The organism is Nocardia otitidiscaviarum (genome assembly GCF_007362295.1).
Classification (GTDB): Bacteria; Actinomycetota; Actinomycetes; order Mycobacteriales; family Mycobacteriaceae; genus Nocardia; species Nocardia otitidiscaviarum.
The window spans coordinates 6,288,907-6,311,746 of the sequence record NZ_CP041695.1 but is presented as its reverse complement, the minus strand read 5'-3'; the positions used below and the strand labels follow the sequence as shown (position 1 = coordinate 6,311,746).

Genomic DNA, 22,840 nt, shown 5'->3' with positions numbered 1-22,840 from the left:
CTCTTCGAGTACTTGCTCGATCATCACCGAAACTCGTTGGACAGCTTACCGTTTCATATCCGGAATTCGGTTGCTGGACGATTACTATCCTGCATATGGACTATCACCACGGTCGCGAGCGCGTGGTTCGATGATGGCGACGACCAGGGTCGCGACGGCCACCAACTACCTCTCCTGGATCACGCTGGCCCTGATGACCACCAGCTCGGTGGCGAGCCTGCGGGCCGCGCCGACCATGGCGGTCTACGGACTGGCGTGCGTATTCCTCTACCTGCTGCCCGCCGTGCTGTTCCTGTTGCCCACCGCCTTCGTGGCGGCGGAGCTGGCGTCCGGCTGGGCGGGCGGGGTGTACCGGTGGGTGGGGGAGGGGATCTCGCAACCGGCGGGGTTCCTGGCGGTGTGGTGTCAGTTCGCCATGACCATCTTCTACTACCCGAGTCTGCTCGCGTACGTGGCGAGCACCTTCGCCTACATCATCGACCCGTCGCTGGCCGCCAACGGCGGGTACGTGGCCATCGTCATCATCACCATCTACTGGGCGGCGGTGTACATCTCCTCGCAGGGCACCAAAACCGTGGCGGGACTGTCGAGTGCGGGACTGGTCATCGGCACCCTGATACCCGGCGCGCTGCTGGTGGTGCTCGGCTTCGTCTTCCTGGCGCAGGGCAACGAACCGGCCGCACCCATGGACGCCGGACATCTGCTCCCGGCCTGGACCGGGCTGGCCAGCCTGGTGCTCATCGTCAACAACTTCCTGTCCTACGCGGGCATGGAGATGAACGCCGTGCACGTGTCCTCGCTGAAGAATCCCGGCAAGGAGTACCCGCGGGCCATGGCGCTGGCCGTACTGCTGGTGCTGGCCATCTTCATCGTTCCGGCCATCGTGATCAGCTGGGTGGTGCCGTCGAAGAATCTCAGCCTCACCGCGGGCGTCATGCAGGCGTTCGACGGATTCTTCAACCACTTCCACATCGGTTTCCTGACCCCGATCCTCGGCGTCATGCTGGTGGCGGCGGCGCTGGGCGGCATGCTCACCTGGCTGGCCGGGCCGTCCAAGGGACTGCTGCTGATCGGGCGCCGGGAAGGGTATCTGCCGCCGGTGCTCACCCGCGTGAACAAGCATGGGGTGCAACAGAACATGCTCGTCGCACAGGGCGTGGTGACCACGCTGCTGGCCTTGCTCTACGCCCTCATCCCCGATGTCTCCAGCGCCTACTGGATCCTGTCGGTGATCACCACGCAGGTGTACCTGATCATGTACGTGCTCATGTTCGTGGCCGCGGTGCGCCTGCGCCGCGACCAGCCCGATCACCCGCGCGGATACCGCGCCCCCATGCTGGTCGCGCTCTGCGGCGTCGGCATCGCCTCCTCGCTCGCGGCCTTCCTCATCGGATTCGTCCCGCCCTCGCAGTACGGCAGCGGCAGTCCGCTCGGCTACGTGCTGCTCGTCGGGTTCGGCGCGGGCATCGTCGGGCTGGTGGTCCCGTACCTGTTCCTGCGTCTGCGCAAGCCCGCCTGGAAGATCGACGAGCCACAGGAGACGTTGGCATGAGCGAAGTCGAAGGGCCGGAGACAGAACACCTTTCGGCGCGTGGGCGACGGCTCGTCTACCTCGCGGTAGCCGCCGTGCTGGTGGCCGTCGCGGTGGCCGGGACGATCGTGTTCGAGCAGATCCGCGACGACGACGCCGCCACCGCCAAGGCCGAGCGGTTGCACGCCCGGCTGCTCGCCGCGGGACTGGCCGCGCCCGATCCGCGGGTCATCGCCGACTCGCTCGGCGCCGACGGCGGGCTGGTGTGCCAGGACCCGTCGTCACCGCTGGTCAAGGCGCGCTACCAGGCCGCCATCAGCAATGGCGCGACCGGTCCGGGAGCGCGGCCGGTCATCGCCGACCGCGATCTGCTGGCGGCCACCGCCCTGGCCATCGAGACCTACTGCCCGGACCGGCTCGCCGCCTACCTGGAGGAGACGGGAACACTGAGAACCGGTGACACGCTGAAACCTCGAGGCAACCAGTAAGTCAGGAGCTCGCTATGACCGATACCGCCGGGGCGGAAGACGATCCGCGCACCGCCGCACTGCGCGCCGCCGTGCGCAAGCACATGCCACAGGCGAAAGCCGATCTCGCCGAGCTGGTTTCGTTCAAGTCGGTGGCCGACCCCCGCCAGTTCCCGGCCGAGGAATGCCGAAAGGCCGCGCAGTGGGTGGCCGACGCCTTCGCCGCCGAGGGGCTCACCGACGCCGAACTGCACACCACCCCTGACGGCACCGACACCGTGGTGGCCCGCCGCGCCGCACCCGCCGGGAAGCCGACCGTCATGCTGTACTGCCACTACGACGTGCAGCCGCCGCTGGACGACGCGGCCTGGCATACTCCGGTGTGGCAGCTCACCGAACGGGACGGTCGCTGGTACGGGCGCGGGGCGGCGGACTGCAAGGGCAATATCGTCATGCACCTCACCGCATTGCGGGCGCTGCGGGAAGTGCTGGGGGACAGTGGCTTCCCGGTGGGGTTGACCTTGGTGTCGGAGGGTTCGGAGGAGCAGGGCGCGGGCGGGCTGGAGCGATTCGTGCCGGAGCACGTGGACCTGCTGCGCAGTGACACCATCCTCATGTGCGACACCGGCAACTTCGCGGTCGGCGTGCCCACCTTCACCGAGACGCTGCGCGGCAACGTGAATGTCGTCGTCACCGTCGAAACCCTCGCCAGCCCCATGCATTCGGGCATGTTCGGCGGCGCCGCGCCGGACGCGCTGGCGGCGCTCATCCACCTGCTGGCGACCCTGCGGGACGAGCACGGCAACACCACCGTGGACGGGCTGGCCAACGACCAGGTGTGGGACGGGGTGCAGTATCCGCCGGAGCAGTTCCGGGCCGACGCCACCGTGCTGCCCGGGGTGGATCTGGTCGGCAGCGGGACGCCCGCCGATATGCTCTGGGCGCGCCCGGCGCTGACCGTGCTCGGCATCGACGCACCCAAGGTGGTCGGGTCGTCGGCCGCCATCCAGCCCACCGCCGCCGCCCGGCTCAACCTGCGGATTCCACCCGGGACCGATCCGGGGCAGGCGCTGCGGCTGCTCACCGCGCATCTGGAGCGGCACACCCCCTGGCATGCCAGGGTGACGGTCGAGACGGAAGGCGTCGGCGCGCCGTTCAAGTCGGCGGCCGGGGGACCGGCCCGCACCGCCATGGCGGCGGCGCTGGCCGCCGCCTACGGTCGTCCGGCCACCACGGAGGGGCAGGGCGGAGCCATTCCGCTGTGCAATGTCTTCGCCGACACCTATCCGGACGCCGAGATCATGCTGTTGGGGGTGGAGGAGCCCAAGTGCCTGATCCACGCGCCCAACGAGAGCGTGGATCCGACCGAGATCGAGCACATGGCGCTGGCGGAGGCGCTGTTCCTGGCCTCGTACGCGGATTAGAACTCGGTGTGGTCCTCCGGCTCGATGACCCGGAAATCCGTTCCGGCGGGCGTCATTTCATTGAGTCGGCCGAAGTAGATGCCCTGCGCCGCGTCCGCGATGATCCCGTAGTGGATGGGGAACGCGGTGCGGGGGTTCACGGCCCGCAGGTAGTCGACGGCCTCGCTGATCTTCATCCACGGCGCGACGGCGGGCAGGGCGAGGACGCCCACGGGAACCGGCGGCACCCACAGCGAGTCGCCGGGGTGGACGAGTTCGGCCGGATCGTCCGGGGTGCCGAGTTGGAAGACCGTATTGTCGATGACCGGAATCTCGGGGTGGATGACGGCGTGGCGGCCACCGCCGCCGGTTATTTGTACATTTCCAACTTTCAAGACATTTCCGGCATGCACGGCTTCCCACGGTTCCGCCCGCTGCTGCGCGGTCTGCGGATCGGAAAGCAATCGCGCCTTAGGATTGCCTTCGATAAGTTCGCTTATCCGATTCGGGTCGATATGGTCGGGATGCTGATGCGTCACGGCAATGGCGTCCAATCCGGTGATGCCCTCGAAACCGTGCGAGAAGTTGCCGGGATCGAACAGGATCTTCGTGCCGTGCAGTTCCACGAGAATGCAGGAGTGTCCGAAATGGGCTATGCGCATGCTGTATATATTGCCCCTCCGCTTCGCTCCGGGGCGGGTTCGCGGCGCTGGAGGTCTCGGTTCTTCCCTCCCTACGCTCCCCCGCTTCGCTCCTCCGCTCCGGTCGGTCCAGAACCGAGACGCGCCGCGAACCGGCAGGTTGTGGTGAGCGGCACGATCGAGCAGACCCGGCGAGGTGTTCTCGAGCGGTGGCAATTACGCTGATCAGGTAAACCCCCACCAGCTTTAGGAGCAACACGTGGCACGTGTCGTGGTCGAGGTGATGCCGAAGGCCGAAATCCTGGATCCGCAGGGTCAGGCCATTGTCGGCGCGCTCGGGCGCCTGGGACACCCGGGCATCTCGGATGTGCGCCAGGGCAAGCGATTCGAACTCGATGTCGACGACAACGTCAGCGACGACGAGCTCGAGCGGATCGCCGAATCGCTGCTCGCCAACACCGTCATCGAGGACTGGAAGGTCGTCCGGCTGTGAGCGCGCGCATCGGTGTCATCACCTTCCCGGGCACGCTCGACGATGTCGACGCCGCCCGTGCGGTGAAAATTGCCGGTGCCGAGGCCGTCAGCCTGTGGCACGCCGACGCCGACCTGAAGGGTGTCGACGCGGTCATCGTGCCCGGTGGTTTCTCCTACGGTGACTACCTGCGCTGCGGCGCCATCGCCCGCTTCGCACCCGTCATGGACGAAGTGGTGCGGGCCGCCGGCCAGGGCATGCCGGTGCTGGGCATCTGCAACGGCTTCCAGGTGCTGTGCGAGGCCGGGCTGCTGCCGGGCGCGCTCACCCGCAACGAGGGGCTGCACTTCATCTGCCGCGACCAGTGGTTGCAGGTGGAGACCGCCGATACGGCGTGGACCTCCCGCTACGAACCCGGTGCGCAGATCCTCATCCCGCTCAAGTCCGGTGAGGGCCGCTACCAGGCGTCCGAGACCGTCCTCGACGAGCTCGAGGGGGAGGGCCGCGTGGTCTTCCGCTACGCGGGCGACAACCCGAACGGTTCCCAGCGTGGCATCGCCGGTATCGCCTCGGCCAACGGCCGGGTCGTCGGGCTCATGCCGCACCCGGAGCACGCCACCGAGGCGCTCACCGGCCCCAGCGACGACGGGCTCGGCATGTTCCTGTCGGTGCTGGACACCCTGGTCTCGGCGTAGTCAGCAGATACGGTCCAGGATGTCGAAATCGACGCCGTCGACCGCCGCGATGTAGCCGGGCAGCACCACCTGCGGTCCGGCGAATCGCCTTTCCCCCGACGGGGTTTCGAGCACGCGGTCGTCCTGCACGGCCGCGTGCACGCGTTTCACGTCCAGTGATCCCGCCGCTTCCGCCATGGCCGCCAGGGTGTGAATCGCCTCGTACTCGGTATTACTGAAATTAGTGAGGGCGGGCGCGAATTCACCGTGCAGCCGTCTGTACCGGGCCAGCCGGTCCCGGTCCGCGCCCGCGTTCACGAAAAAGCTCGACGGCACATACAGATTCCGGTTGGCCGGCGCGCCCCCGGTGAGCAGTACGTTCTGATCCACCGCCGGGCTCACCCGCAGCTGCCGCTCGGCCCGCCCCACCCGGGTGAACTGGCGGTTGAACCGCGCCACATCGGCCCCGACCAGCAGCACGATCACCCCGTCCGCGCGATCCAGACGCGGATCGGCCAGGAACCCGGTGAAATCCTCGGTGCCCAGCGGCACGAACATCTCCAGCGGCAGCGGCGGCTCCCGCCCGGCCTCGGACAGCTCGGTGCGCACCACCTCGGCGGTCCGCCGCGGCCACACGTAGTCGTTGCCGATGATCGCCCAGCGGCGCGCTCCCAGTTCGCGGCGCAGCCAGCGCAGGGCGGGCAGGATCTGGCGGCTCGGATCCGATCCGACCAGGAACAATCCGGGCGGGGCCTGATCCAGGCCCTCGTTGTCGGTGGCGAACAGGTACGGCACCCGCCCCGCCGTCACCCGGGCCACCGCCCGCCGCACCGCCGAGGTGTGCCAGCCGGTGACGGCGTGCACCATGCCGGTGGCCAGCAGCGCCTGCACCTCCCGCGCCACTTCCTCGGGATCGCGGCCCCCGTCGATGTGCGTCGTGCGCAATTCCCGCCCGAGAATTCCAGTGCCACTGTTGATTTCTTCGGCGGCCAGAGAAATGGCGGCCTCACAGGACGGTGCGAAGATACCGCCGGGCCCCTGGAGCGGGACTATGTTGAGGATCTCGATACTGTGATCGGGATTCTCCGGCGGCGGTACCATCGGTTACTCTGCTTCTCGTTGAGCGGAAATTGATGGGCGGACAATATGGCGACAATTGTAAGCAGCATTAACACGCTGCATGGAGCCCTGCGGGCCGCGGAACGCAGTTGGCTGCGTCACCTCGAGGAGGCGCTCGCCGCCCGTCGGCTCACCCCGGATCAGTGGTCCATGCTGTCCAATCTATCCGCCGACACCGGTATCACCATGAGTGAGCTCGCCTCCCGCGCCCAGCTCGCCCCCTCCTCCGCCACCCGGCACGCAGACTGCCTGGCCGAACGTGGACTCATCTTCCGCATCGCCGCCGCCGACGACCGCCGCCGCATCCTCATCGGCCTCAGCCGCCGCGGCGTCGACCTGGTGGGGGAGGTGCGCGCCGAGGAACAGCGCGCCGAAGCCGAACTCCGCCGCCGCCTCGGCGGGACGAACTATCAGGAGCTGCTGCGCCTGCTGGAGCAGGTCACGGAGACCCCGCTACCCGACTGACCGCGCTCGCGGCTGACGTTCGTGTCCACGGCGGGTACCGGCCGGTCCGGGCGCATCCGATGGGCCTGGAGACCGGCCGCCATGTCCCGGCCGGTCGTATCGCCGCTCGGATGCCGGGCGGCGGATGCGAAGCGCCAGTGCTTAGGATCGGCTCATGCCCGTTTCCGTGACCGCTGCCACCGCCGCCGGACTGTGCGAATTCATCGACGCCTCGCCGTCCCCGTTCCACGTATGCCGCACGGTCGCGGCGGAACTCGACGATCACGGCTTCACGAGACTGTCGGAATCCGCGCCCTGGCCGTCCAGCAGCGCGGGGCGCTACTACGTGGTGCGCGGCGGTTCGCTGGTGGCGTGGGCCGATGGCGGGCCGGGGGCGCCGTCCGGATTCCGGGGCGGGCAGGCCGCGCCGTTCCGGGTGATCGGTGCGCATACCGACAGCCCCAACCTGCGGGTGAAGCAGCATCCGGACCTCGCGTCCGCCGGTTGGCAGCTGGTCGGGCTGGAGCCCTACGGCGGGGCGTGGCTCAACTCGTGGCTCGATCGCGACCTCGGCATCTCCGGCCGCCTGTCGGTGCGTGACGGAAACGTGGTGCGCGAGCGGCTGATTCGCATCGACGAACCGATCCTGCGGGTGCCGCAGCTGGCCATCCACCTGTCCGAGGACCGGGGCGGAGTGAAACTCGACCCGCAGCGGCACGTCAATGCCGTCTGGGGCGTCGGCGTCGAACCGCGCTCGTTCCTGGCCTTCGTCGCCGAACGCTCCGGCATCGACCCGGAGGCGGTGCTCGGCTGGGAACTCATGACCCACGACCTGGTGCCCGCCAAACTGATCGGCCGCGACCTGGACCTGGTCAGCGCGCCGCGCCTGGACAACCAGGGCACCTGCTACGCGGGCCTGCGCGCCTTCCTCGCCGCCATCGCCGAACCCGGCGCGGCGGTTCCGGTGCTGGCCATGTTCGACCACGAGGAGGTCGGCAGCCAATCCGATCGCGGCGCCCAATCCTCGCTGCTGCCCACGGTGCTCGAGCGCATCGTCCTGAGCCGCGGCGGCGGCCGGGCCGAATACCTCGCCGCCCTGGCCGGTTCCGTGTGCGCCTCCGGCGACATGGCCCACGCCACCCACCCCAACTACCCGGACCGCCACGAGCCCATGCACCGCATCGAGGTCAACGGCGGCCCCGTCCTCAAGGTCAACCAGAATCTCCGCTACGCCACCGACGCCACCGGCGCGGGCGCCTTCGCCCTGGCCTGCTCCCAGGCCGACGTCCCCCTGCAACGCTACGTCCACCGCGCCGACCTCCCCTGCGGTTCCACCATCGGCCCCTTCACCGCAGCCCGCACCGGCATGCCCACCGTCGACGTGGGCGCGGCCCAACTGGCCATGCACTCGGCCCGGGAGATGATGGGCGCGGCGGACGTCCCCGCCTACGCGGCGGCGCTCGCAGCCTTCCTCACCCCGGAGATCGGGCGCTGATTTCTGTGATGGCGAAAGCCGATGCTTGCTATCATTGATGGCAACATTGGAGGGGTGGTGTCATATGAAGAACGTGACGATCCGTAATCTCAGCGACGAGGTGCACCGCGCGATTCGCCAACGCGCGGCCACCCACGGTCGCAGCGTCGAGGCGGAGATGCGTGCCATTCTCGCCGAGGCCGTGCAGCCACCCGAGCGGATCAAGCTCGGTTCACTACTAGCGGGCGGCATCAGTGAAGAGAACAAACTGACCGACGAGGAACACGAAATCTACTTCGGCCGCGACCGAACCCCGGCCGAGCCCATGGAGTTCGAGTGATCATCCTGGACACCAACGTCATCAGCGAGACCTCGACCAAGGCCCCCAATCCGCGGGTACTGGCATGGCTCGACGCCCAGAACGCCGAAACCCTCTTCCTGGCGGCGGTGACCGTGGGTGAACTCCGGTACGGCATCGCCGTCATGCCCGCCGGCCGCCGCCGCGACGAGTACACCGATTGGCTCGAAAACCTCACCATCCCTTCGTTTTCCGGCCGCATACTGCCCTACGATCTCGCCGCTACCGCCCAATACGCGCATCTCATGTCCACCGCCCGCGCCGCCGGGCTGGCAATCTCGCCCCCTGACGGCATGATCGCGGCTACCGCGTCCGCCGCAGGCTTCGCCGTCGCCACCCGCGACACCGCACCGTTCGAAGCCGCCGGATTGCCGGTCATCAATCCCTGGCAATAGCTCGCTAGGCGCGGACGCCGACCTTCCGGCTGAGCTCGCGCACCTCGGTACGCATGCCCGTGGGCGGCTTCTTCGACAGCTCGCTCAGCATCTCTCGGGCATAGCCGTTGTAGCGGATCGTTTCGGGTGCGGTCTGCTCGCTCTTGATCAGCATGGTGAGGGCGGCCGTATCCTCGTCCCGCTGTAGGTACGCGCGCGCTACCTCGATGAGATGTCGGCTCCGGCGGGGGAGGGAGACGATCTGATCGGGTTCGAAGCTGCGCGCGGAGCGCAATGCCTCACCCGGCCGGTGCAGTTCCACGCCGAGAGTCGTTGCATGCGCGGTCATTACCGGCACGGAGAACGAAGTCTGGATGTGGCGGTACGACGCTCCGAGCTGTCGCGCTATCTCGTCGGCGCGTTCCCAACCGGCCCATGCTTCGCCGTACCGTCCCCGGCGGGCGAATACGTAGGCGATCTCGGCCTCCAGCGCTCCGGCGATTCCCCGCCAGTCATCCGGCGTCGCTTCGCGTTTCAGGTACGGGTCCAGCTGGTCGATTGCGCTGCGGGCCAGCGCGATCGCCTCTTCCCAGCGGCCGGAATCCCGCAGTGCCTGCACCATCGCCCACGCACTGCAAGCGATCACGTACGGGTCATCGGCCTCGTAACCCTCGCTCATCGCGCGGTCGGCCACCATCCACACCAGTTCCGGTGCCGGCTGATAGGCGACGTAGAAGTCGGCCAACTGGTAGACGCCCGCCAGCACCCGACGCGCCTCACGTCGGTCGTCGGCGGTGCGCGCCGCATGCTGAGCGTCGCGGATCAGACCCGGCAGCAGTGTGCCCAGCTGCGTGCGATGGTCGGGGCTGGAATGTCTTATCCGCCAGGCCGTCCGCAGCCGCTCGGCAAGATGCCGAGGACTGACGGCACGGTCCTCCGGGACCAGACGGTAGTCGGTGAGCGCGGTCTGCACCTCGGTGAGCGCGGCGTGACGTTCCCCGGCGAATACGGTCACCGGTACCGCGTGACCGTCGCCGGTCAGGGTGGCGAGATCGTCCAGCTCCAAGGCCTGGGCGATACGCAGCAGCATCGACAGGCGTGGAGCTTGCAGGCGACCGTTCTCCACGGCCTTCACCCACTCCACCGACCTTCCGAGCAGCCCGGCCAACACCGGCCGGGAAATCCCGGCCCGCTCACGGTGGGTCCTGATGCGCTGGCCAATGGTCATCGTGTCGTTCACGGGACGCCCTTCCGTGTGGTGACCATCTCAGCGTAATCGCGGGACGGGGGCTTGAGGGGTACGAACTGTACCTATCGGCCGCCAGCCGCCGCCATACGGTGCGTGCGTGGCCCCGACGCCGGGATGATCCGACGCCCCTCGGCGTCGGGTAGCCACTCCGACACTCGAGCATCGGAGGGACGCGGAATGGACATCCTCGCCACCATTCTCATCGTTGCGGGCGTGCTAGCGGCCTTCGCCTCGCACGAGCACCGGCCGGCGCGCCACCGCTACGGACAGTCTGTCGCCGAACTTCAGGCGCGGTTGGCGGCCGAGTCCGCGCGCACCTTTCTTCCGCTGCGGGGGTGGTGAGTGTGGATCTCGTCAGCATTCCCGTTGGGGCCGACGCGATTTCCATCGCGACCCTGGTCAGTTGCGTGAGTCCCGCATGGGCGCAGCGCGATCCGCACCGGGCGATGCAGGTGCACATCGAGTGCGAGGTCGGGGTGTGCGTCACGAAATCCGTTGCGCACCAGATGTTGCGGGAGCAGGGGAAGCTGGTGCCGGATTCCGGGCGGGTGCGGTGACTGGTGCGGAGTCGGCGTGGCGCGGACGGGCTCGGGTCGACGACGCGAGACGTGATCGGGTCGACGACCCGATCGGGTTCCTGCATCGCGATGACGGGGTGTGGCCGGTGGGCGCGGACGGCTGGCCGGTCACCGATATGGCGGTGGACGTCGACCAGTCCTGTTCCGACTCCACCGACCGTGGTCGATGGCGGTGAACGCCGCGTGGGCTGCGGCACCAACCGCAGCCCACGCGAAGAGTATCGATCAGAGCACCAGGGCACCCGCGACGGCACCGACAATGGTGCCGGCGATCGCGCCGATGAAGATCATCGGAACGCAGCCGACGATCAGACCGGCGAGGCCGATCATGCAACCGGCGACGGCACCGGCGAAGAAGCCGACGACCATACCCGCGACACTGCCGACCAGGCCGATTTCCTGCGCCTCGGTCACCGAGACGACCCGCTCCTCGGACGTCGGATGCATGGTGATGGTGCTGCCGTCGGCGCTGACCTCGGTGCTGAGACGCACGATGCGCTCGGTATTGGCGAACACGGTCGGGACGTTCTGGACCGCGCTGCCGTCATCGTTCGTGATGGTGATGGTATTGCCGTCGGGGCTCACCTCGAACCGACCGCCGACCAGATGCGCGGTAATGCCGGTGCCGTCCTCGGAAGCGCCGGCGGTGACGGTCATACCCTGGTCGGTCGCCGTCATGGTGGGCCCGCCGAATGTGGGGGCCGCGACAGCGGTTTCACCGTGCGATGTTGCTGCCGACACTCCGGTGGCAGCAATAGCAAGCAAAGACGTAGCAACGAGCTTACGAATCCACACGTTCAGACACACCTTTCGACAGGCGCTGACTGGGTCAGCGTGAAATGGTTGGGGAGGAAACACCTCCGGTAGAGCCGCATCGATCACTGATAGCCGTCTGCTACCAGCGTTGCGAGCGCGAGACAGACCATACAGCCAGGCGCGAGCTTTCAATGGATTGAACGCACCGGATTTGCGGCGTGCCGTGGACCATTTCTTCTATTCCGTAGCGGCGCAGCAACTTTCAAGTGGACAAAACGGACATAAGCCACCCGAATTCAGCTATTGGGCAAATGGTTAGTTACTTGCATTGTTTGGGTTTCGTGGAGGGCGAATCCAGATGGCAAGTCGCGGCCCGGATTCGGCGACGCCGTGACTCCTGTCACAAAAGTAGCCAAGAGATTGCTGAACACCTGGTTGTTCTGATTTGGTCAGACAGTCAAAAGCTTTACAGGCGCAAGAATCTGGGGTGGGTCCACTGTGATGATGAGGGTTACCGCGGTTCCTATTGGTTTGCTGACTGTTGTCTTGTCGGGTGTCGGGGTGGCGTCAGCGGAGCTGGTCCGCAGCCCCGATCACGTGGTCACCAAACCCACCGTGGACGGCTGGATCGCGGAAGCGTCGCTGGTGAACGTGGTGGTCAACACCGTGCCCAACCTGGCCCAATCCCCCTGGACCCGGGAGGCGTTCGTCGACGCCACCGCGATCGCCAACATCACCGGCCAGGGCTCGACCGGTGTGAAATCCGGAGTCCTGCGCTCGGGCTTGCAGCTGGGCTGCAACACCGACGTCTCCTCCGGGTTGCAGACCGGCTCCTCGGCCTCGATCGGCCCCAACGCCTCGGTCACGATCTCCGAACGCCCCTCGGTCAATGTCGGTGGCAGCGCGACGGTGTCCCCATCGATCCAGACCACCATCAAACCCGGCGCCATCACCACCATCCCACTCTCCGAACGCGTGCTCGAGGGCGCGGTCGGAGCCTCGGACCTGACCGGCATCCAGGTTCACGTCGACAACTGCCTCGGCCCGGTGAGTGTGCGCGTCTACACCCAGTTCTCGATGTCCACCCACGTCGCCGACACCACGGTCACCGTCTACTCCGACCCGACCACCATCTGAGCGGCGGGACCGGACATGCGACTACGACGCGGAGACATTCTCAGACCTCAACGGCGAGGGCACACGGTCGCCGCCATCACCGCCTCGGTGACGGTGGCGGCGGCGACCGTGATCGCGCTCAACCCCGCCACCGCCACCGGCGAAACCCCCGCCGAACGCTGCGCGCGAGAGACCGCGGCCTACAACGCCGCCTGGGAATCCACCTGGCGGGCAGGCAATCCCGGTAACCCCGGACCGCCGCCACCGCCACCGGTGCCCTACGTCTGCCATGATCCGGGCGAACCCACCACGACGACACCGACCACCCCGCCGGCCGCACCGGGGCTACAGCCCACGCAGCCACCCGGCGCTGGGGTGCAGGGCCGGGCTGGGAACGCTCCCGGGCAACTGCCCGATGGCGGCGGAGGCGATATCGTCCCGGGACCGAATACAACCGAGCGAGCTGAGTCGACACGCACCGAGTCGACCAGAACCGAGCAGCGTGCGGAAGCACCCGAGGCTCGCACCGACCTGCCGCTGCCTGCAGAACCTCAGCCAGTGCAGCGACCGAATGAACTGCCACTGACATACGTCCGTGATGAACTGCCACCCAACACTGAGCCGGCGCCCGGATCGGGTCCTAACGCCAACGCTTGCAGTTCGTGCAATAAGGATGAAATGGGAAATATCGTGCCGGGGGATGTGGGGCCTGAACCGAGTAGGATGGATGGTCTCTACATACACTGGGTAATTGACAGCGTCGAGTATGTCGGCCCTTCCGCCCCTCCGACTTCGAAGCCGCCGGTGGCAACTTGCGCCCCAGGAGATGTTGCCCAGCAACAAATCTTGTGGTCCGAGCAGGCGATAAACACCAGCGAAACTTCGATGGAGGCGGGGTTCGAGGGTAAAGGGGCTTCGGCGGCAGTGAAGACCTCGGAAACGAAGTCGCACATCCAGGGGCTAACATTGAATACCTGGGTCGATTGCTCGAAGGTGCCACCGGCGCCAGACGGGATGCGAACCAACTTCTACCAGTTGTACAACAAGGAGATCTGGACGGGGCACTGGTCTATCTACCAGTGCGGTTTGGTGGCGGGCTGTCGTGAGATCAACCGGGGCCCAGCCTCTGGCGTGTACTACGTCCCGATGGCCTCAACCTACATGAAGGTTGAACCCGATAACGTGGAGGGACAGCGGTGAGAAACTCCCAACGAGCTCGCGCAATCATTGGGGCAATCATCGCGGCTCTGGTCTTCGGTGCAGTCGTGTATGCGGTAGTGGACTGGCGGCGGGCAGAGACGGCGCCTGAAGTGACGCAACCAGAACCCAGCCGTGCACCGACGCGCGCCCTGCACGCCGTTGTCTTCACAGACCTGGTCGGCAGACCCGTTTCCGAGGCGACAAAAATGCTCGGTCTGAACGATAAGAAGACAACGACAGTCATCGGTGGGCCCGAACTTGTTGCCATACCCGAAGAGTCCAATGTGAAGGGGCTTGCTCCAGATCAGCTTCGAGTCACTGCGGCTTGTGTCAGAGAGGCGCGAGGCGAATCGCCTGCGGTACTTATTCTCGGAGTCACTCCAGCTGAGGATTTCACATCAGATACCGAAAATATGGGCAAAAATTCGCCGGTCTGGCGCGATCGACTCGTGGAATTGGGTAACTGTAGTCCCACTCGGTACGGGTTGGATGTCTTCGAGTAACGGCTTCGGGGCAGGGTGGCTTCGGTAGCTAGAAGGCCGAGTTGAACCGATCTGCGTCAGCTGATGTGAAGACGTACCGATCAGATCCCTATTTCATTCTGCCCCAAAGCTGTTCGCGGTAGAATAGCTGTATGAATCCGGAGGGGGAAATCCAGCAGCGTGATCCCACGCTCGCCATGTTGGCGACGGCGATCGACACTCTGTTGGCCGAGGACCTGACGGGGTTCACCGACGCCGAATTCACCGCCCGTATCCAGGGATTGGAAGCGTGTCGCCGTCGGCTCGAGACGGTGGGGCATCGGCACGTGATCGAGATCAACGACCGACAGTTGTGGACCACGACCGGATCGGTGGGGTTGTACCGGTACCTGGTGGAAACCCTGCGGCTGGCCAAGGTCGACGCCGTCGCGCGGGTGAAGGGTGCCGCGCAGTTGGGGGTGATGACCAGCGCCTACGGCGAGCCGTGCGAACCGCGCCTGCCACATACGGCGGCCGCCCTGGCTGCGGGGGTGATCTCGGGGGATCATGCGCGGGCGGTGATGCGGGTGATGGACCGCATCCCCGACGCGGTCGACACCGAACACCGCGCGGTCGCCGAGGAACACCTCGCCGACGCCGCGCGGGCCGGGACGCCGGAGATGGTGGGCAAGGTCGGTGACCGCATCCTGGGTTACCTCGACCCCGACGGGACACTCACCACCGCCAAGGACCGCGCCCGCCTGCGGGCAGCGACGTTCGGGGAACAACGCGTCGATGGGATGAGCCCGTTCCAGGGCTGTTTCGACCCGGAATTGCGTGCCATGGTCGAGACCGTGTTCGCGAAGTGGGCGCGGCCGGGCATGTGCATGCCCGACGACCCCGACAGCCCCCAACTCGGCGTGCATGATCCCGACGGGTTCGACCCGAACCGGTTGACGGCCGCGGTCGGGCGTGATGTGCGGACTCCCGCGCAGCGGCGCCACGACGCGTTGAAAGCGTTCCTGTCCGCCAGCGGCCCGGACAACCTCGGTGCGCATCGCGGCCTGCCGGTGTCGATCGTGCTCACGATGTCGATCACCGACCTGGCCCGGGGTGCGGGGGTGGCGCGGGCGGCGTCGGGGACGACGATCCCGGTGCGGGAGGCGTGGCGGATGGCGCAGGGCTCGATCCCGCTGTTGCTGCTCTTCGACGACACCCGAGGCAAACCCCTGTATTTGGGAGAAGGCGCAAGGATCGCGTCGCCATGGCAGCGGTTGGCCGCCATCGCCCGCGACCGGGGCTGCACCCACCCCGACTGCTCGGCGCCCGCGACGATGTGCGCGATGCACCACCTGATCCCGTGGGCCGCGCACGGACCGACCGATATCGACAACCTCACCCTGGTGTGCGATGCCCATCACGCGCAGATCACCGCCGACCCCGAGGATCCGAGCGGGTGGGCCACCCACCGCCTCCCGCCCGGTGGCGCGGATGCGGGGCGGACGGCGTTCTGTCCACCGGTCTCGGTGGATCCGTACCGCAGGCCGCGGGTGAATCGGTTCCATCACCCCGAACAGGTGCTGGCCGAGAGTGTGAAACGCCGCCGCACCCGGCTGCTCTCCCGCCGCGCTCGGGAGTAGATTTCGTCTTTCGATCCCGCATAACAAACGGAAATCGGTGGCGGCCCGCGCGGAAGATCGTGTGCCGCGCAGGAGAATCCGCCGCGAGTGTGGATAGACGATCGCGACGGCATGGGCCTGTGGCAAGGCGGAGGGCGCCCCCTGCCCGGGTGGTACGGCGCTCGGCGGACCTCCTCCGCCAGCCCACCGCTTGGCGGACCTCCTCCGCCAGACCACCGCCTGGCAGACCACCGCCTGGCAGACCACCGCCTGGCAGACCACCGCCTGGCAGACCACCGCCTGGCAGACCACCGCCTGGCAGACCACCGCCTGGCAGACCACTGCCCGGCAGCCCACCGTCCGGCAGACCGACCCGAACTGTTGCGTTCGTGACCTGTCGCAACTCCCGGCGAGGGCATGCGCGCCGCACGCGTCAGCCCTGATGACGTCAGCCCTGAGGAGCCGAGGTGTCTCCGCTGAGTCGCCGCACCCGCTCCGGGTGGTAGGTGATCACCGCGACCACGAAGATCGCGAAGGTGAGCAGCACGTAGCTGCTGCCGGTGATCTGCTCCCACCAGGACCAGGCGAGTTCGCGGTCGCTGTCGTGCGGCAGCACCCACTGGGGGCCGATGGCGAACAGGACCGTCGCCAGGGCGACGGTGCCGACGAACCAGGGGTTGCGTCGGCCGCGGAGGATGGCGTCGATGGCGATCACCAGGGTGGGGGCGATCCAGACCCAGTGGTGGGACCAGGAGACCGGGGAAACCAGCAGGACCGCACCGGCATTCACCATCAGGGCGGTGACCGGATGGCCCGCGTCGATGAGGCGCTTCATCCAGATGGCGGCCAGGGCCACCGCGACGACCGACAGGGTGAGCCAGATGGCGGTGGCGGTGGAGTCGGAGACGCCGAGGCGGAAGGCGAAACCCTTCAGGGATTGGTTGCCCGCGAAATGCGGGGGACCGATGCGGCCGGTGTCGGACAGGGTGTGGAACCAGTACTGCACCGACTCGTGCCAGAAGAAGACGAACATCAGACCGACGGCGGTGATGGTCGAAACCACCAGGGTGACGGGCGATTTCCAGTCGCCGCGCGGCAGGTAGCGCCGCCAGCCCGCCGCATCGGGCCAGCCGCCGCGCGGGGGAAAGTCCAGGCACAGCAGGAAGAACAGGAGATAGGCGGCGGGGGTGAGTTTCACCGACACCGCGATGCCGATCAGCATGCCGCGCGGCCAGAAAGGCTTGCGCACCAGGCAATCCAGGGCGATGGCGGCCATCAGCACCAGATTGATCTGGCCGAAACCGTAGGTCTGGCGGATCGGCTCCAGCCATTGCAGGACCGCCACCGCGCCGATGACGAGCGCCAGCCGCGTCGGCCGGTCCATGGTCGGGCGCACGCGCTCCAGCACGAGCCACAGGGTCACACCCAGCGCGGTGATGGAGGTCGCCAGCACCAGCACCTCCGCCACCGGCAGTGGCATCAGGGCCAGCGGTGCGAAGAACAGCGCGGCCAGCGGGGGATAGGTGAACGGCAGGCCGATCCCGAACACTTCCGGCATGGGGCCGTACAGCTCCCCGCCGTCCATCCACACCCGGGGGCCGTTGCGGTACACCTGGAGATCGATGTACCCGTGCCAGATCTTCCCGAAATGGCTGATGAGCGCCGACACCACGAACAACGCGAGCGCGATGAGCAGCAGCCGGACCTGACGGCGAGACAATCCCGTGGGTCCTCCATGCGTCGTCGCAGGCTTCTCGGTCGGATCCGCGACCCCGGATCGATCGTTCACCGGGACAGACTAGCTGGCACGTCCCGCTCGGCTGCTGCTCCGGGTCCGCGGGGGCTGTCGCGCGCGCCACAGTTCACGCCGAGGTCGCGGGCCGACGCCGGGCTCGAACGCGGAGATCACGCCGTCGGACGTGACTACGGTCGACGGCGCACCGCCGTGCGCCGAAGTCGCGGGGAGGCGGGGGAGCGTGGGGTTTGCCGGGCATTAGACTTCGAAGCGAATCCCGCCGTATCCAGCTTGCCGGTCGCTGTCTCGTTCCGGCCGAAAGGACTCTGGTATTCCCGTGACCAACCACGTCGATACCGTCAGCGCCGCCGCGGCCACCCCGGAACAGCCGCAGCCCTACAAGGAACTCGGCCTCAAGGACGACGAGTACGCCCGCATCAAGGAGATCCTCGGCCGCCGCCCGACGGATGCCGAGCTGGCCATGTACTCGGTGATGTGGTCCGAGCACTGCTCCTACAAGTCCTCCAAGGTGCACCTGCGCTACTTCGGCCAGACCACCACCGACGAGATGCGCGCCGCCATGCTGGCCGGAATCGGCGAGAACGCGGGCGTGGTGGACATCGGCGAGGGCTGGGCGGTCACCTTCAAGGTGGAATCGCACAACCACCCGTCCTATGTCGAGCCCTACCAGGGCGCGGCCACCGGCGTCGGCGGCATCGTCCGCGACATCATGGCCATGGGTGCGCGCCCGATCGCCGTCATGGACCAGCTGCGCTTCGGCGCGGCCGACCACCCGGACACCCGGCGCGTGGTGGACGGCGTGGTGCGCGGTGTCGGCGGCTACGGCAACTCCCTCGGCCTGCCGAATGTGGGCGGCGAGACCGTCTTCGACCCCTCCTACCAGGGCAACCCGCTGGTCAACGCGCTGTGCGCGGGCGTCATGCGGGTGGAGGATCTGCATCTGGCGTTCGCCTCCGGCCAGGGCAACAAGATCATCCTCTTCGGTGCGCGCACCGGCCTCGACGGCATCGGCGGCGTCTCCGTGCTCGCCTCCGACACCTTCTCCGGCGACGAGTCCGGCGCCGGGCGCAAGAAGCTGCCCAGCGTCCAGGTCGGCGACCCCTTCACCGAGAAGGTGCTCATCGAGTGCTGCCTCGAGCTGTACTCCGCCGACCTCGTCGTCGGCATCCAGGACCTCGGCGGAGCCGGGCTGTCCTGCGCCACCTCCGAACTCGCCGCCGCCGGTGACGGCGGTATGCACATCGAACTCGACAAGGTGCCGCTGCGCGCCGCCAATATGACGCCCGCCGAAATCCTGTCCTCGGAATCGCAGGAGCGCATGTGCGCGGTCGTCGCCCCGGAGAACGTGGACGCCTTCATGGCGGTCTGCAAGAAGTGGGACGTCATCGCCACCGTCATCGGTGAGGTCACCGACGGCGACCGGCTCGTCATCACCTACGACGGCGAGACCGTGGTGGACGTGCCGCCGCGCACCGTCGCCCACGAGGGCCCGGTGTACGAGCGCCCGGTGCAGCGCCCCGACTCGCAGGACGCGCTCATCGCCGACACCCCGGACAAGCTGAACCGGCCCAAGACCGGTGAGGAACTGCGCGCCACCCTGCTGAAGCTGCTGGCCAGCCCGCAGCTGTGCTCCCGCAAGTGGATCACCGAACAGTACGACCGGTACGTGCGCGGCAACACCGTGCTCGCCGAGCACGCCGACGCCGGTGTCATCCGCATCGACGAGGAAACCGGCCGCGGTATCGCCCTGGCCACCGACGCCTCGGGCCGCTACACCAAGCTCGACCCGTACACCGGCGCGCAGCTGGCGCTGGCCGAAGCCTTCCGCAATGTCGCCACCACCGGCGCCACCCCGAAGGCCGTCACCAACTGCCTCAACTTCGGCTCCCCGGAGGATCCGGGCGTCATGTGGCAGTTCCAGCAGGCCGTGCGCGGTCTCGCGGACGGCTGTGTGGCCCTGGGCATCCCGGTCACCGGCGGCAATGTGTCCTTCTACAACCAGACCGGGCAGACCGCCATCCTGCCGACGCCGGTGGTCGGCGTGCTCGGCGTCATCGACGACGTGCACCGCCGCATCCCCACCGGCCTGGGACTGGAACCCGGCGAGACCCTGATCCTGCTGGGCGAGACCCGCGACGAATTCGGCGGCTCCATCTGGGCGCAGGTCGAACACGACCACCTCGGCGGCGAACCCCCGAAGGTCGACTTCGCCCGCGAGCAACTGCTCGCCGAAATCCTCACCGCCGGATCCCGCGACGGCATGATCAGCGCCGCGCACGACCTGTCCGAGGGCGGTCTCGCCCAGACCGTGGTCGAAGCCGCGCTGGCGGGCGAAACCGGGTGCCGCATCCTGCTGCCCGAGGACGCCGACCCGTTCGTCGCCCTCTTCTCGGAGTCGGCCGGACGCGTCCTGGTCGCCGTGCCGCGCACCGAGGAGACCCGCTTCACCAAGATGTGCGACGCCCGCGGGCTGCCGTGGACGCGCATCGGCGTGGTCGATCAGGGCTCCGATTCGGTCGAGGTGCAGGGGCAGTTCACCGTCACGCTGGACGAACTGCGCACCACCTTCGAAGGCACCCTGCCGGCACTCTTCGGCGGAGCCGTCGAACACTGACAGCGAGACGCCCCGCCCGGACCCCTCGTTCCGGGCGGGGCGCTGTCATGCCACCTTGAACGGATCGTGTTCGGCCATCAGCTTTTCCAGCCGGGCCTCGTCGATGCGGCTGTGCACCCGCGACGCCTCGTGCTGATCTCGAACCACCTTCGCGAGAGTGAAGGAGCTGCTGACCAGAAACAACAGCGACATCACCAGGAACCCGCGCTGCCAGATGTCCAGCGGCAGATAGAGGATGCCGATAATGCTGGCGGAGAAGGAGATTCCGAACGCGATGGCGGCCTGGGCGAGAAATGCCGTGGTGCTCTTGCTCTGTGCGTTGGGAGTGTTGCTCATACCGGAGAAGTCTGTCGGCTACGACGCCCGCGGACCCGCGTAGTTCTACTCGAGCCACCCGGGTAGATACCCTACCCGCATCACCATTGAGCGACGTCACGCCACCGAATCCCCTGATTCGGACAGCCTACCGCCATACTTGACGGGTGCTCGACACGACCGACGCTCTGACGCGGCTGCGCACCGGTAGCGCCGTCGCGGTACGGCCCGTGTCGATATGGTTGCGCCGAGCCGCCCCCGTCTGGCGCAAGATCGAGGAGATCATCGACCTCAATCACGTCGGGCTGGTGGTCGCCACCGTCTTCTTCGCCTGGTCCGTCACTCCCTCGCTGCTGCCGCGCGACTGGCTGTTCCAGGGCCTCATCTCCGGGGTGAACGCGGCGCTCGGCTACGGCGTCGGCTGTGTGCTGGAGTGGGTGTTCCGGCGGTGGGTGCGTCCCAAGATCAATATCAGCACCCCGCCCATGTGGGTGCGCGACGCCGTGAAGACCGCCGTCGTGCTCACCTGCGCGCTGGTCGCCGCCTACATGCTGGTGCTGTCGGCGGACTGGCAGCGCGAGATCTTCTCGCTCATGGGCATGTACGGCACCACCACCGAGGCGTACCTGCGCACCGGCGGACTCAGCCTGCTGGTCGGTGTGCTGGTGGTGGCGGCGTATCGGACGCTGCGCGAGGTGGTGCGGTTCTTCGCCCGCCAGCTCAGCCGCTGGGTGCGGGTGCCGCCGCACCTCGCCCCCGCCGCCGGGACGCTGCTGCTCGTGGTGCTGGTCATCACGCTGTTCAACGGTGTCGCCACCCAGGCGTTCTTCGCCGTCGCCAACTCGGCGTTCAGCGTGCGCAACGACGAGATGTCGCCGTACGCCGTCCAACCGGTCGCGCCGGAACGTTCGGGCAGCCCGGCCTCGCTGTCGGAGTGGGAGACCCTCGGCTCGGAGGGCCGCTGGTTCGTCTCGCACGGGCCGGACCCGCTGCTCATCAGCTCGCTCACCGGCAAACCGGCCAAGGAGCCCATTCGCGTGTACGTGGGGCTGGAATCCGCCGGACAGGACATCACCCAGGAAGAGTTGGCGGTCGCCGAACTCGAACGCACCGGGGCCTTCGACCGGCAGGTGCTGGTGATCGTCACCACCACCGGCACCGGCTGGGTGAACAGCATGGCCGCCGCCGCCATCGAATACATGTACGGCGGGGACACCGCGATCGTGGCGTCGCAGTATTCGTACCTGCCCAGTGTGCTGTCGTTCCTCGCCGACCGGCAGAAGGTGGCGGCCGCGGGGAAGAAGATGTTCGACGCCGTCTACGCCGCCTGGTCGCGGCGGCCGGTGGAGGAGCGGCCGAAACTGCTGGTGTACGGGGAGAGTCTGGGTTCGCAGGGTTCCGAGGCCGCGTTCGACGGGCTGGCCGACCTGCGCTCCAAGGTCGACGGCGCGCTGTGGGTGGGGCCGCCCAACTCGAATCGGCTGTGGGAGCAGTTCGTTTCGCGCCGGGACCCGGGGACGCGGGAGGTCGCGCCCATCTACGCCGACGGACTGGTGGTGCGCTTCGCCGCCGACGCCGCCGACCTCGCCCGGCCGTCGACGGAATGGCGGCAACCCCGCATCGCCTACCTCATGCACGCCTCCGACCCGATCGTCTGGTGGTCGACCGATCTCATCCTCTCCCAACCGGACTGGCTGTCCGAGCCGCGCGGCTCCGACGTGTCCTCGCAGATGCGGTGGTGGCCCTTCGTCACCTTCTGGCAGGTCGCGGCCGACCTCACCAACGCCCAGGGCGTCAGCGACGGCCACGGCCACCGCTACGGATCCCTGGTCCTCGACGGCTGGGAAGCCATCGCCGCACCGCCGGATTGGAACCCGGAACTGCGCGAGAAGATCCGCACCCAGATCGAACTGGCCGAGGACTACGAGCGAGCGGTCAAGTAGGGGTGTCGAACCGGGCGAGAGCGGTGCCACGGTCCGGATATCCGGGCCGTACCACCGAACGTGAGTCGCGGCGGGCCGGTTCGCGCGGGGTCGCGCACTTGTCGGCTGTGCCGCGTGGCAGCGGGTGGGCGCGTGTGGAGTCGCCGATGCGGTGGGAGCGGCTGCGGGCGCTGCCGAGAACGGCTGTGGCCGTGGGGATGCCGCTGGTGTGGAGCAATCGAGTGCTGCCCGCGCTACGGCTCGGGATGCGTGGGCGCACCGTCGCGAACCTCGCCT

23 protein-coding genes are annotated in these 22,840 nt (G+C 67.7%); 17 read left to right on the top strand and 6 right to left on the bottom strand.

Annotated elements, in window-relative coordinates:
• Nucleotides 1-133: 133 nt before the first annotated feature.
• The 3 genes from gadC to FOH10_RS28250 are packed head-to-tail and all read left to right on the top strand — an operon-like array spanning nucleotide 134 to nucleotide 3,422.
• Nucleotides 134-1,552, top strand: coding sequence for a glutamate/gamma-aminobutyrate antiporter GadC (gene gadC / locus FOH10_RS28260; protein ID WP_244961409.1), 1,419 nt, complete (start codon nucleotides 134-136; stop codon nucleotides 1,550-1,552).
• A complete protein-coding gene (locus tag FOH10_RS28255; RefSeq protein ID WP_143982967.1) occupies nucleotides 1,549-2,019 on the top strand; it encodes a hypothetical protein in 471 nt (156 codons plus the stop codon). Before gadC ends, FOH10_RS28255 begins: the two co-directional genes overlap by 4 nt.
• A 14-nt stretch (nucleotides 2,020-2,033) precedes the next feature.
• A complete protein-coding gene (locus FOH10_RS28250; RefSeq protein WP_143982966.1) occupies nucleotides 2,034-3,422 on the top strand; it encodes a dipeptidase in 1,389 nt (462 codons plus the stop codon).
• Here FOH10_RS28250 and FOH10_RS28245 read toward each other — a convergent pair.
• A complete protein-coding gene (locus FOH10_RS28245; protein ID WP_039809257.1) occupies nucleotides 3,419-4,063 on the bottom strand; it encodes an MBL fold metallo-hydrolase in 645 nt (214 codons plus the stop codon). The genes FOH10_RS28250 and FOH10_RS28245 overlap by 4 nt on opposite strands.
• A 238-nt stretch (nucleotides 4,064-4,301) precedes the next feature.
• On the opposite strand from FOH10_RS28245, the gene purS reads away from it, so the two are divergent.
• Both purS and purQ read left to right on the top strand, forming a co-directional pair.
• Nucleotides 4,302-4,535 (top strand): phosphoribosylformylglycinamidine synthase subunit PurS, encoded by a 234-nt coding sequence (gene purS / locus FOH10_RS28240; RefSeq protein WP_029926445.1) that lies wholly within the window; start codon nucleotides 4,302-4,304, stop codon nucleotides 4,533-4,535.
• Complete coding sequence (purQ, locus tag FOH10_RS28235) at nucleotides 4,532-5,209, top strand: phosphoribosylformylglycinamidine synthase subunit PurQ (RefSeq protein ID WP_143982965.1); 678 nt, start codon at nucleotides 4,532-4,534, stop codon at nucleotides 5,207-5,209. The genes purS and purQ overlap by 4 nt, the downstream gene beginning before the upstream one ends.
• On the opposite strand, the gene FOH10_RS28230 is transcribed toward purQ, so the two are convergent.
• Nucleotides 5,210-6,289 carry a substrate-binding domain-containing protein gene (locus tag FOH10_RS28230; RefSeq protein WP_143982964.1) on the bottom strand — a complete coding sequence of 360 codons (1,080 nt, stop codon included), beginning with the start codon at nucleotides 6,287-6,289 and terminating at the stop codon, nucleotides 5,210-5,212.
• A 45-nt stretch (nucleotides 6,290-6,334) separates the two neighbouring features.
• Here FOH10_RS28230 and FOH10_RS28225 point away from each other — a divergent pair, with 45 nt between their 5' ends.
• The 4 genes from FOH10_RS28225 (at nucleotide 6,335) to FOH10_RS28210 (ending at nucleotide 8,978) form a co-directional block, all read left to right on the top strand.
• Nucleotides 6,335-6,772, top strand: coding sequence for a MarR family winged helix-turn-helix transcriptional regulator (locus FOH10_RS28225; RefSeq protein ID WP_143982963.1), 438 nt, complete (start codon nucleotides 6,335-6,337; stop codon nucleotides 6,770-6,772).
• Nucleotides 6,773-6,926: 154 nt separating this feature from the next.
• The gene (locus tag FOH10_RS28220) at nucleotides 6,927-8,246 is read left to right on the top strand and encodes a M18 family aminopeptidase (RefSeq protein WP_143982962.1); all 1,320 of its coding nucleotides are present in this window, start codon (nucleotides 6,927-6,929) and stop codon (nucleotides 8,244-8,246) included.
• A 64-nt stretch (nucleotides 8,247-8,310) separates the two neighbouring features.
• Nucleotides 8,311-8,565: a FitA-like ribbon-helix-helix domain-containing protein gene (locus tag FOH10_RS28215; RefSeq protein WP_143982961.1), complete on the top strand. Its 255-nt coding sequence runs from the start codon at nucleotides 8,311-8,313 to the stop codon at nucleotides 8,563-8,565.
• Complete coding sequence (locus FOH10_RS28210; RefSeq protein ID WP_143982960.1) at nucleotides 8,562-8,978, top strand: type II toxin-antitoxin system VapC family toxin; 417 nt, start codon at nucleotides 8,562-8,564, stop codon at nucleotides 8,976-8,978. Before FOH10_RS28215 ends, FOH10_RS28210 begins: the two co-directional genes overlap by 4 nt.
• A gap of 4 nt (nucleotides 8,979-8,982) precedes the next feature.
• On the opposite strand, the gene FOH10_RS28205 is transcribed toward FOH10_RS28210, so the two are convergent.
• A complete protein-coding gene (locus FOH10_RS28205) occupies nucleotides 8,983-10,197 on the bottom strand; it encodes a helix-turn-helix domain-containing protein (RefSeq protein WP_244961408.1) in 1,215 nt (404 codons plus the stop codon).
• 186 nt (nucleotides 10,198-10,383) lie between these two features.
• On the opposite strand from FOH10_RS28205, the gene FOH10_RS35045 reads away from it, so the two are divergent.
• From FOH10_RS35045 to FOH10_RS28195, 3 genes are read left to right on the top strand one after another with little or no spacing between them, the layout of a single operon-like run.
• Complete coding sequence (locus FOH10_RS35045; protein WP_186000616.1) at nucleotides 10,384-10,548, top strand: hypothetical protein; 165 nt, start codon at nucleotides 10,384-10,386, stop codon at nucleotides 10,546-10,548.
• A gap of 2 nt (nucleotides 10,549-10,550) precedes the next feature.
• Entirely contained in the window at nucleotides 10,551-10,763 is a 213-nt protein-coding gene (locus FOH10_RS28200; RefSeq protein WP_029926459.1) for a hypothetical protein, read from the top strand.
• Nucleotides 10,760-10,960 carry a hypothetical protein gene (locus tag FOH10_RS28195; protein ID WP_143982959.1) on the top strand — a complete coding sequence of 67 codons (201 nt, stop codon included), beginning with the start codon at nucleotides 10,760-10,762 and terminating at the stop codon, nucleotides 10,958-10,960. The genes FOH10_RS28200 and FOH10_RS28195 overlap by 4 nt, the downstream gene beginning before the upstream one ends.
• Before the next feature lie 49 nt (nucleotides 10,961-11,009).
• Here the strand turns inward: FOH10_RS28195 and FOH10_RS28190 are convergent, their stop codons facing one another.
• Complete coding sequence (locus FOH10_RS28190; RefSeq protein ID WP_143982958.1) at nucleotides 11,010-11,666, bottom strand: DUF8020 domain-containing protein; 657 nt, start codon at nucleotides 11,664-11,666, stop codon at nucleotides 11,010-11,012.
• Nucleotides 11,667-12,101: 435 nt separating this feature from the next.
• On the opposite strand from FOH10_RS28190, the gene FOH10_RS28185 reads away from it, so the two are divergent.
• The 3 genes from FOH10_RS28185 (at nucleotide 12,102) to FOH10_RS28175 (ending at nucleotide 15,957) form a co-directional block, all read left to right on the top strand.
• Nucleotides 12,102-12,677 (top strand): MspA family porin, encoded by a 576-nt coding sequence (locus FOH10_RS28185; protein ID WP_186000615.1) that lies wholly within the window; start codon nucleotides 12,102-12,104, stop codon nucleotides 12,675-12,677.
• Nucleotides 12,678-13,334: 657 nt separating this feature from the next.
• Nucleotides 13,335-13,856 (top strand): hypothetical protein, encoded by a 522-nt coding sequence (locus FOH10_RS28180; protein WP_143982956.1) that lies wholly within the window; start codon nucleotides 13,335-13,337, stop codon nucleotides 13,854-13,856.
• A 634-nt stretch (nucleotides 13,857-14,490) separates the two neighbouring features.
• A complete protein-coding gene (locus FOH10_RS28175; protein ID WP_143982955.1) occupies nucleotides 14,491-15,957 on the top strand; it encodes an HNH endonuclease signature motif containing protein in 1,467 nt (488 codons plus the stop codon).
• A gap of 427 nt (nucleotides 15,958-16,384) precedes the next feature.
• Here FOH10_RS28175 and FOH10_RS28165 read toward each other — a convergent pair whose 3' ends face one another.
• Nucleotides 16,385-17,656, bottom strand: coding sequence for a glycosyltransferase 87 family protein (locus FOH10_RS28165; RefSeq protein ID WP_244961407.1), 1,272 nt, complete (start codon nucleotides 17,654-17,656; stop codon nucleotides 16,385-16,387).
• A gap of 352 nt (nucleotides 17,657-18,008) precedes the next feature.
• Between FOH10_RS28165 and purL the strand changes: the two genes are divergently transcribed.
• Nucleotides 18,009-20,306 (top strand): phosphoribosylformylglycinamidine synthase subunit PurL, encoded by a 2,298-nt coding sequence (gene purL, locus FOH10_RS28160; RefSeq protein ID WP_143982954.1) that lies wholly within the window; start codon nucleotides 18,009-18,011, stop codon nucleotides 20,304-20,306.
• Between the two features lie 45 nt (nucleotides 20,307-20,351).
• Here the strand turns inward: purL and FOH10_RS28155 are convergent, their stop codons facing one another.
• The gene (locus FOH10_RS28155) at nucleotides 20,352-20,642 is read right to left on the bottom strand and encodes a YiaA/YiaB family inner membrane protein (protein ID WP_029930858.1); all 291 of its coding nucleotides are present in this window, start codon (nucleotides 20,640-20,642) and stop codon (nucleotides 20,352-20,354) included.
• Nucleotides 20,643-20,788: 146 nt separating this feature from the next.
• On the opposite strand from FOH10_RS28155, the gene FOH10_RS28150 reads away from it, so the two are divergent.
• On the top strand, nucleotides 20,789-22,564 hold the full coding sequence (locus FOH10_RS28150) for an alpha/beta hydrolase (protein WP_244961406.1): 1,776 nt from the start codon (nucleotides 20,789-20,791) through the stop codon (nucleotides 22,562-22,564).
• Nucleotides 22,565-22,840: the final 276 nt, after the last annotated feature.

Coding starts and splice junctions, on each gene's coding strand:
- gadC (WP_244961409.1), top strand. CDS start 134: ATGGCGACGACCAGGGTCGCGACGGCCACCAACTACCTCTCCTGGATC.
- FOH10_RS28255 (WP_143982967.1), top strand. CDS start 1,549: ATGAGCGAAGTCGAAGGGCCGGAGACAGAACACCTTTCGGCGCGTGGG.
- FOH10_RS28250 (WP_143982966.1), top strand. CDS start 2,034: ATGACCGATACCGCCGGGGCGGAAGACGATCCGCGCACCGCCGCACTG.
- FOH10_RS28245 (WP_039809257.1), bottom strand. CDS start 4,063: ATGCGCATAGCCCATTTCGGACACTCCTGCATTCTCGTGGAACTGCAC.
- FOH10_RS28230 (WP_143982964.1), bottom strand. CDS start 6,289: ATGGTACCGCCGCCGGAGAATCCCGATCACAGTATCGAGATCCTCAAC.
- FOH10_RS28225 (WP_143982963.1), top strand. CDS start 6,335: ATGGCGACAATTGTAAGCAGCATTAACACGCTGCATGGAGCCCTGCGG.
- FOH10_RS28220 (WP_143982962.1), top strand. CDS start 6,927: ATGCCCGTTTCCGTGACCGCTGCCACCGCCGCCGGACTGTGCGAATTC.
- FOH10_RS28215 (WP_143982961.1), top strand. CDS start 8,311: ATGAAGAACGTGACGATCCGTAATCTCAGCGACGAGGTGCACCGCGCG.
- FOH10_RS35045 (WP_186000616.1), top strand. CDS start 10,384: ATGGACATCCTCGCCACCATTCTCATCGTTGCGGGCGTGCTAGCGGCC.
- FOH10_RS28180 (WP_143982956.1), top strand. CDS start 13,335: ATGGGAAATATCGTGCCGGGGGATGTGGGGCCTGAACCGAGTAGGATG.
- FOH10_RS28175 (WP_143982955.1), top strand. CDS start 14,491: ATGAATCCGGAGGGGGAAATCCAGCAGCGTGATCCCACGCTCGCCATG.
- FOH10_RS28155 (WP_029930858.1), bottom strand. CDS start 20,642: ATGAGCAACACTCCCAACGCACAGAGCAAGAGCACCACGGCATTTCTC.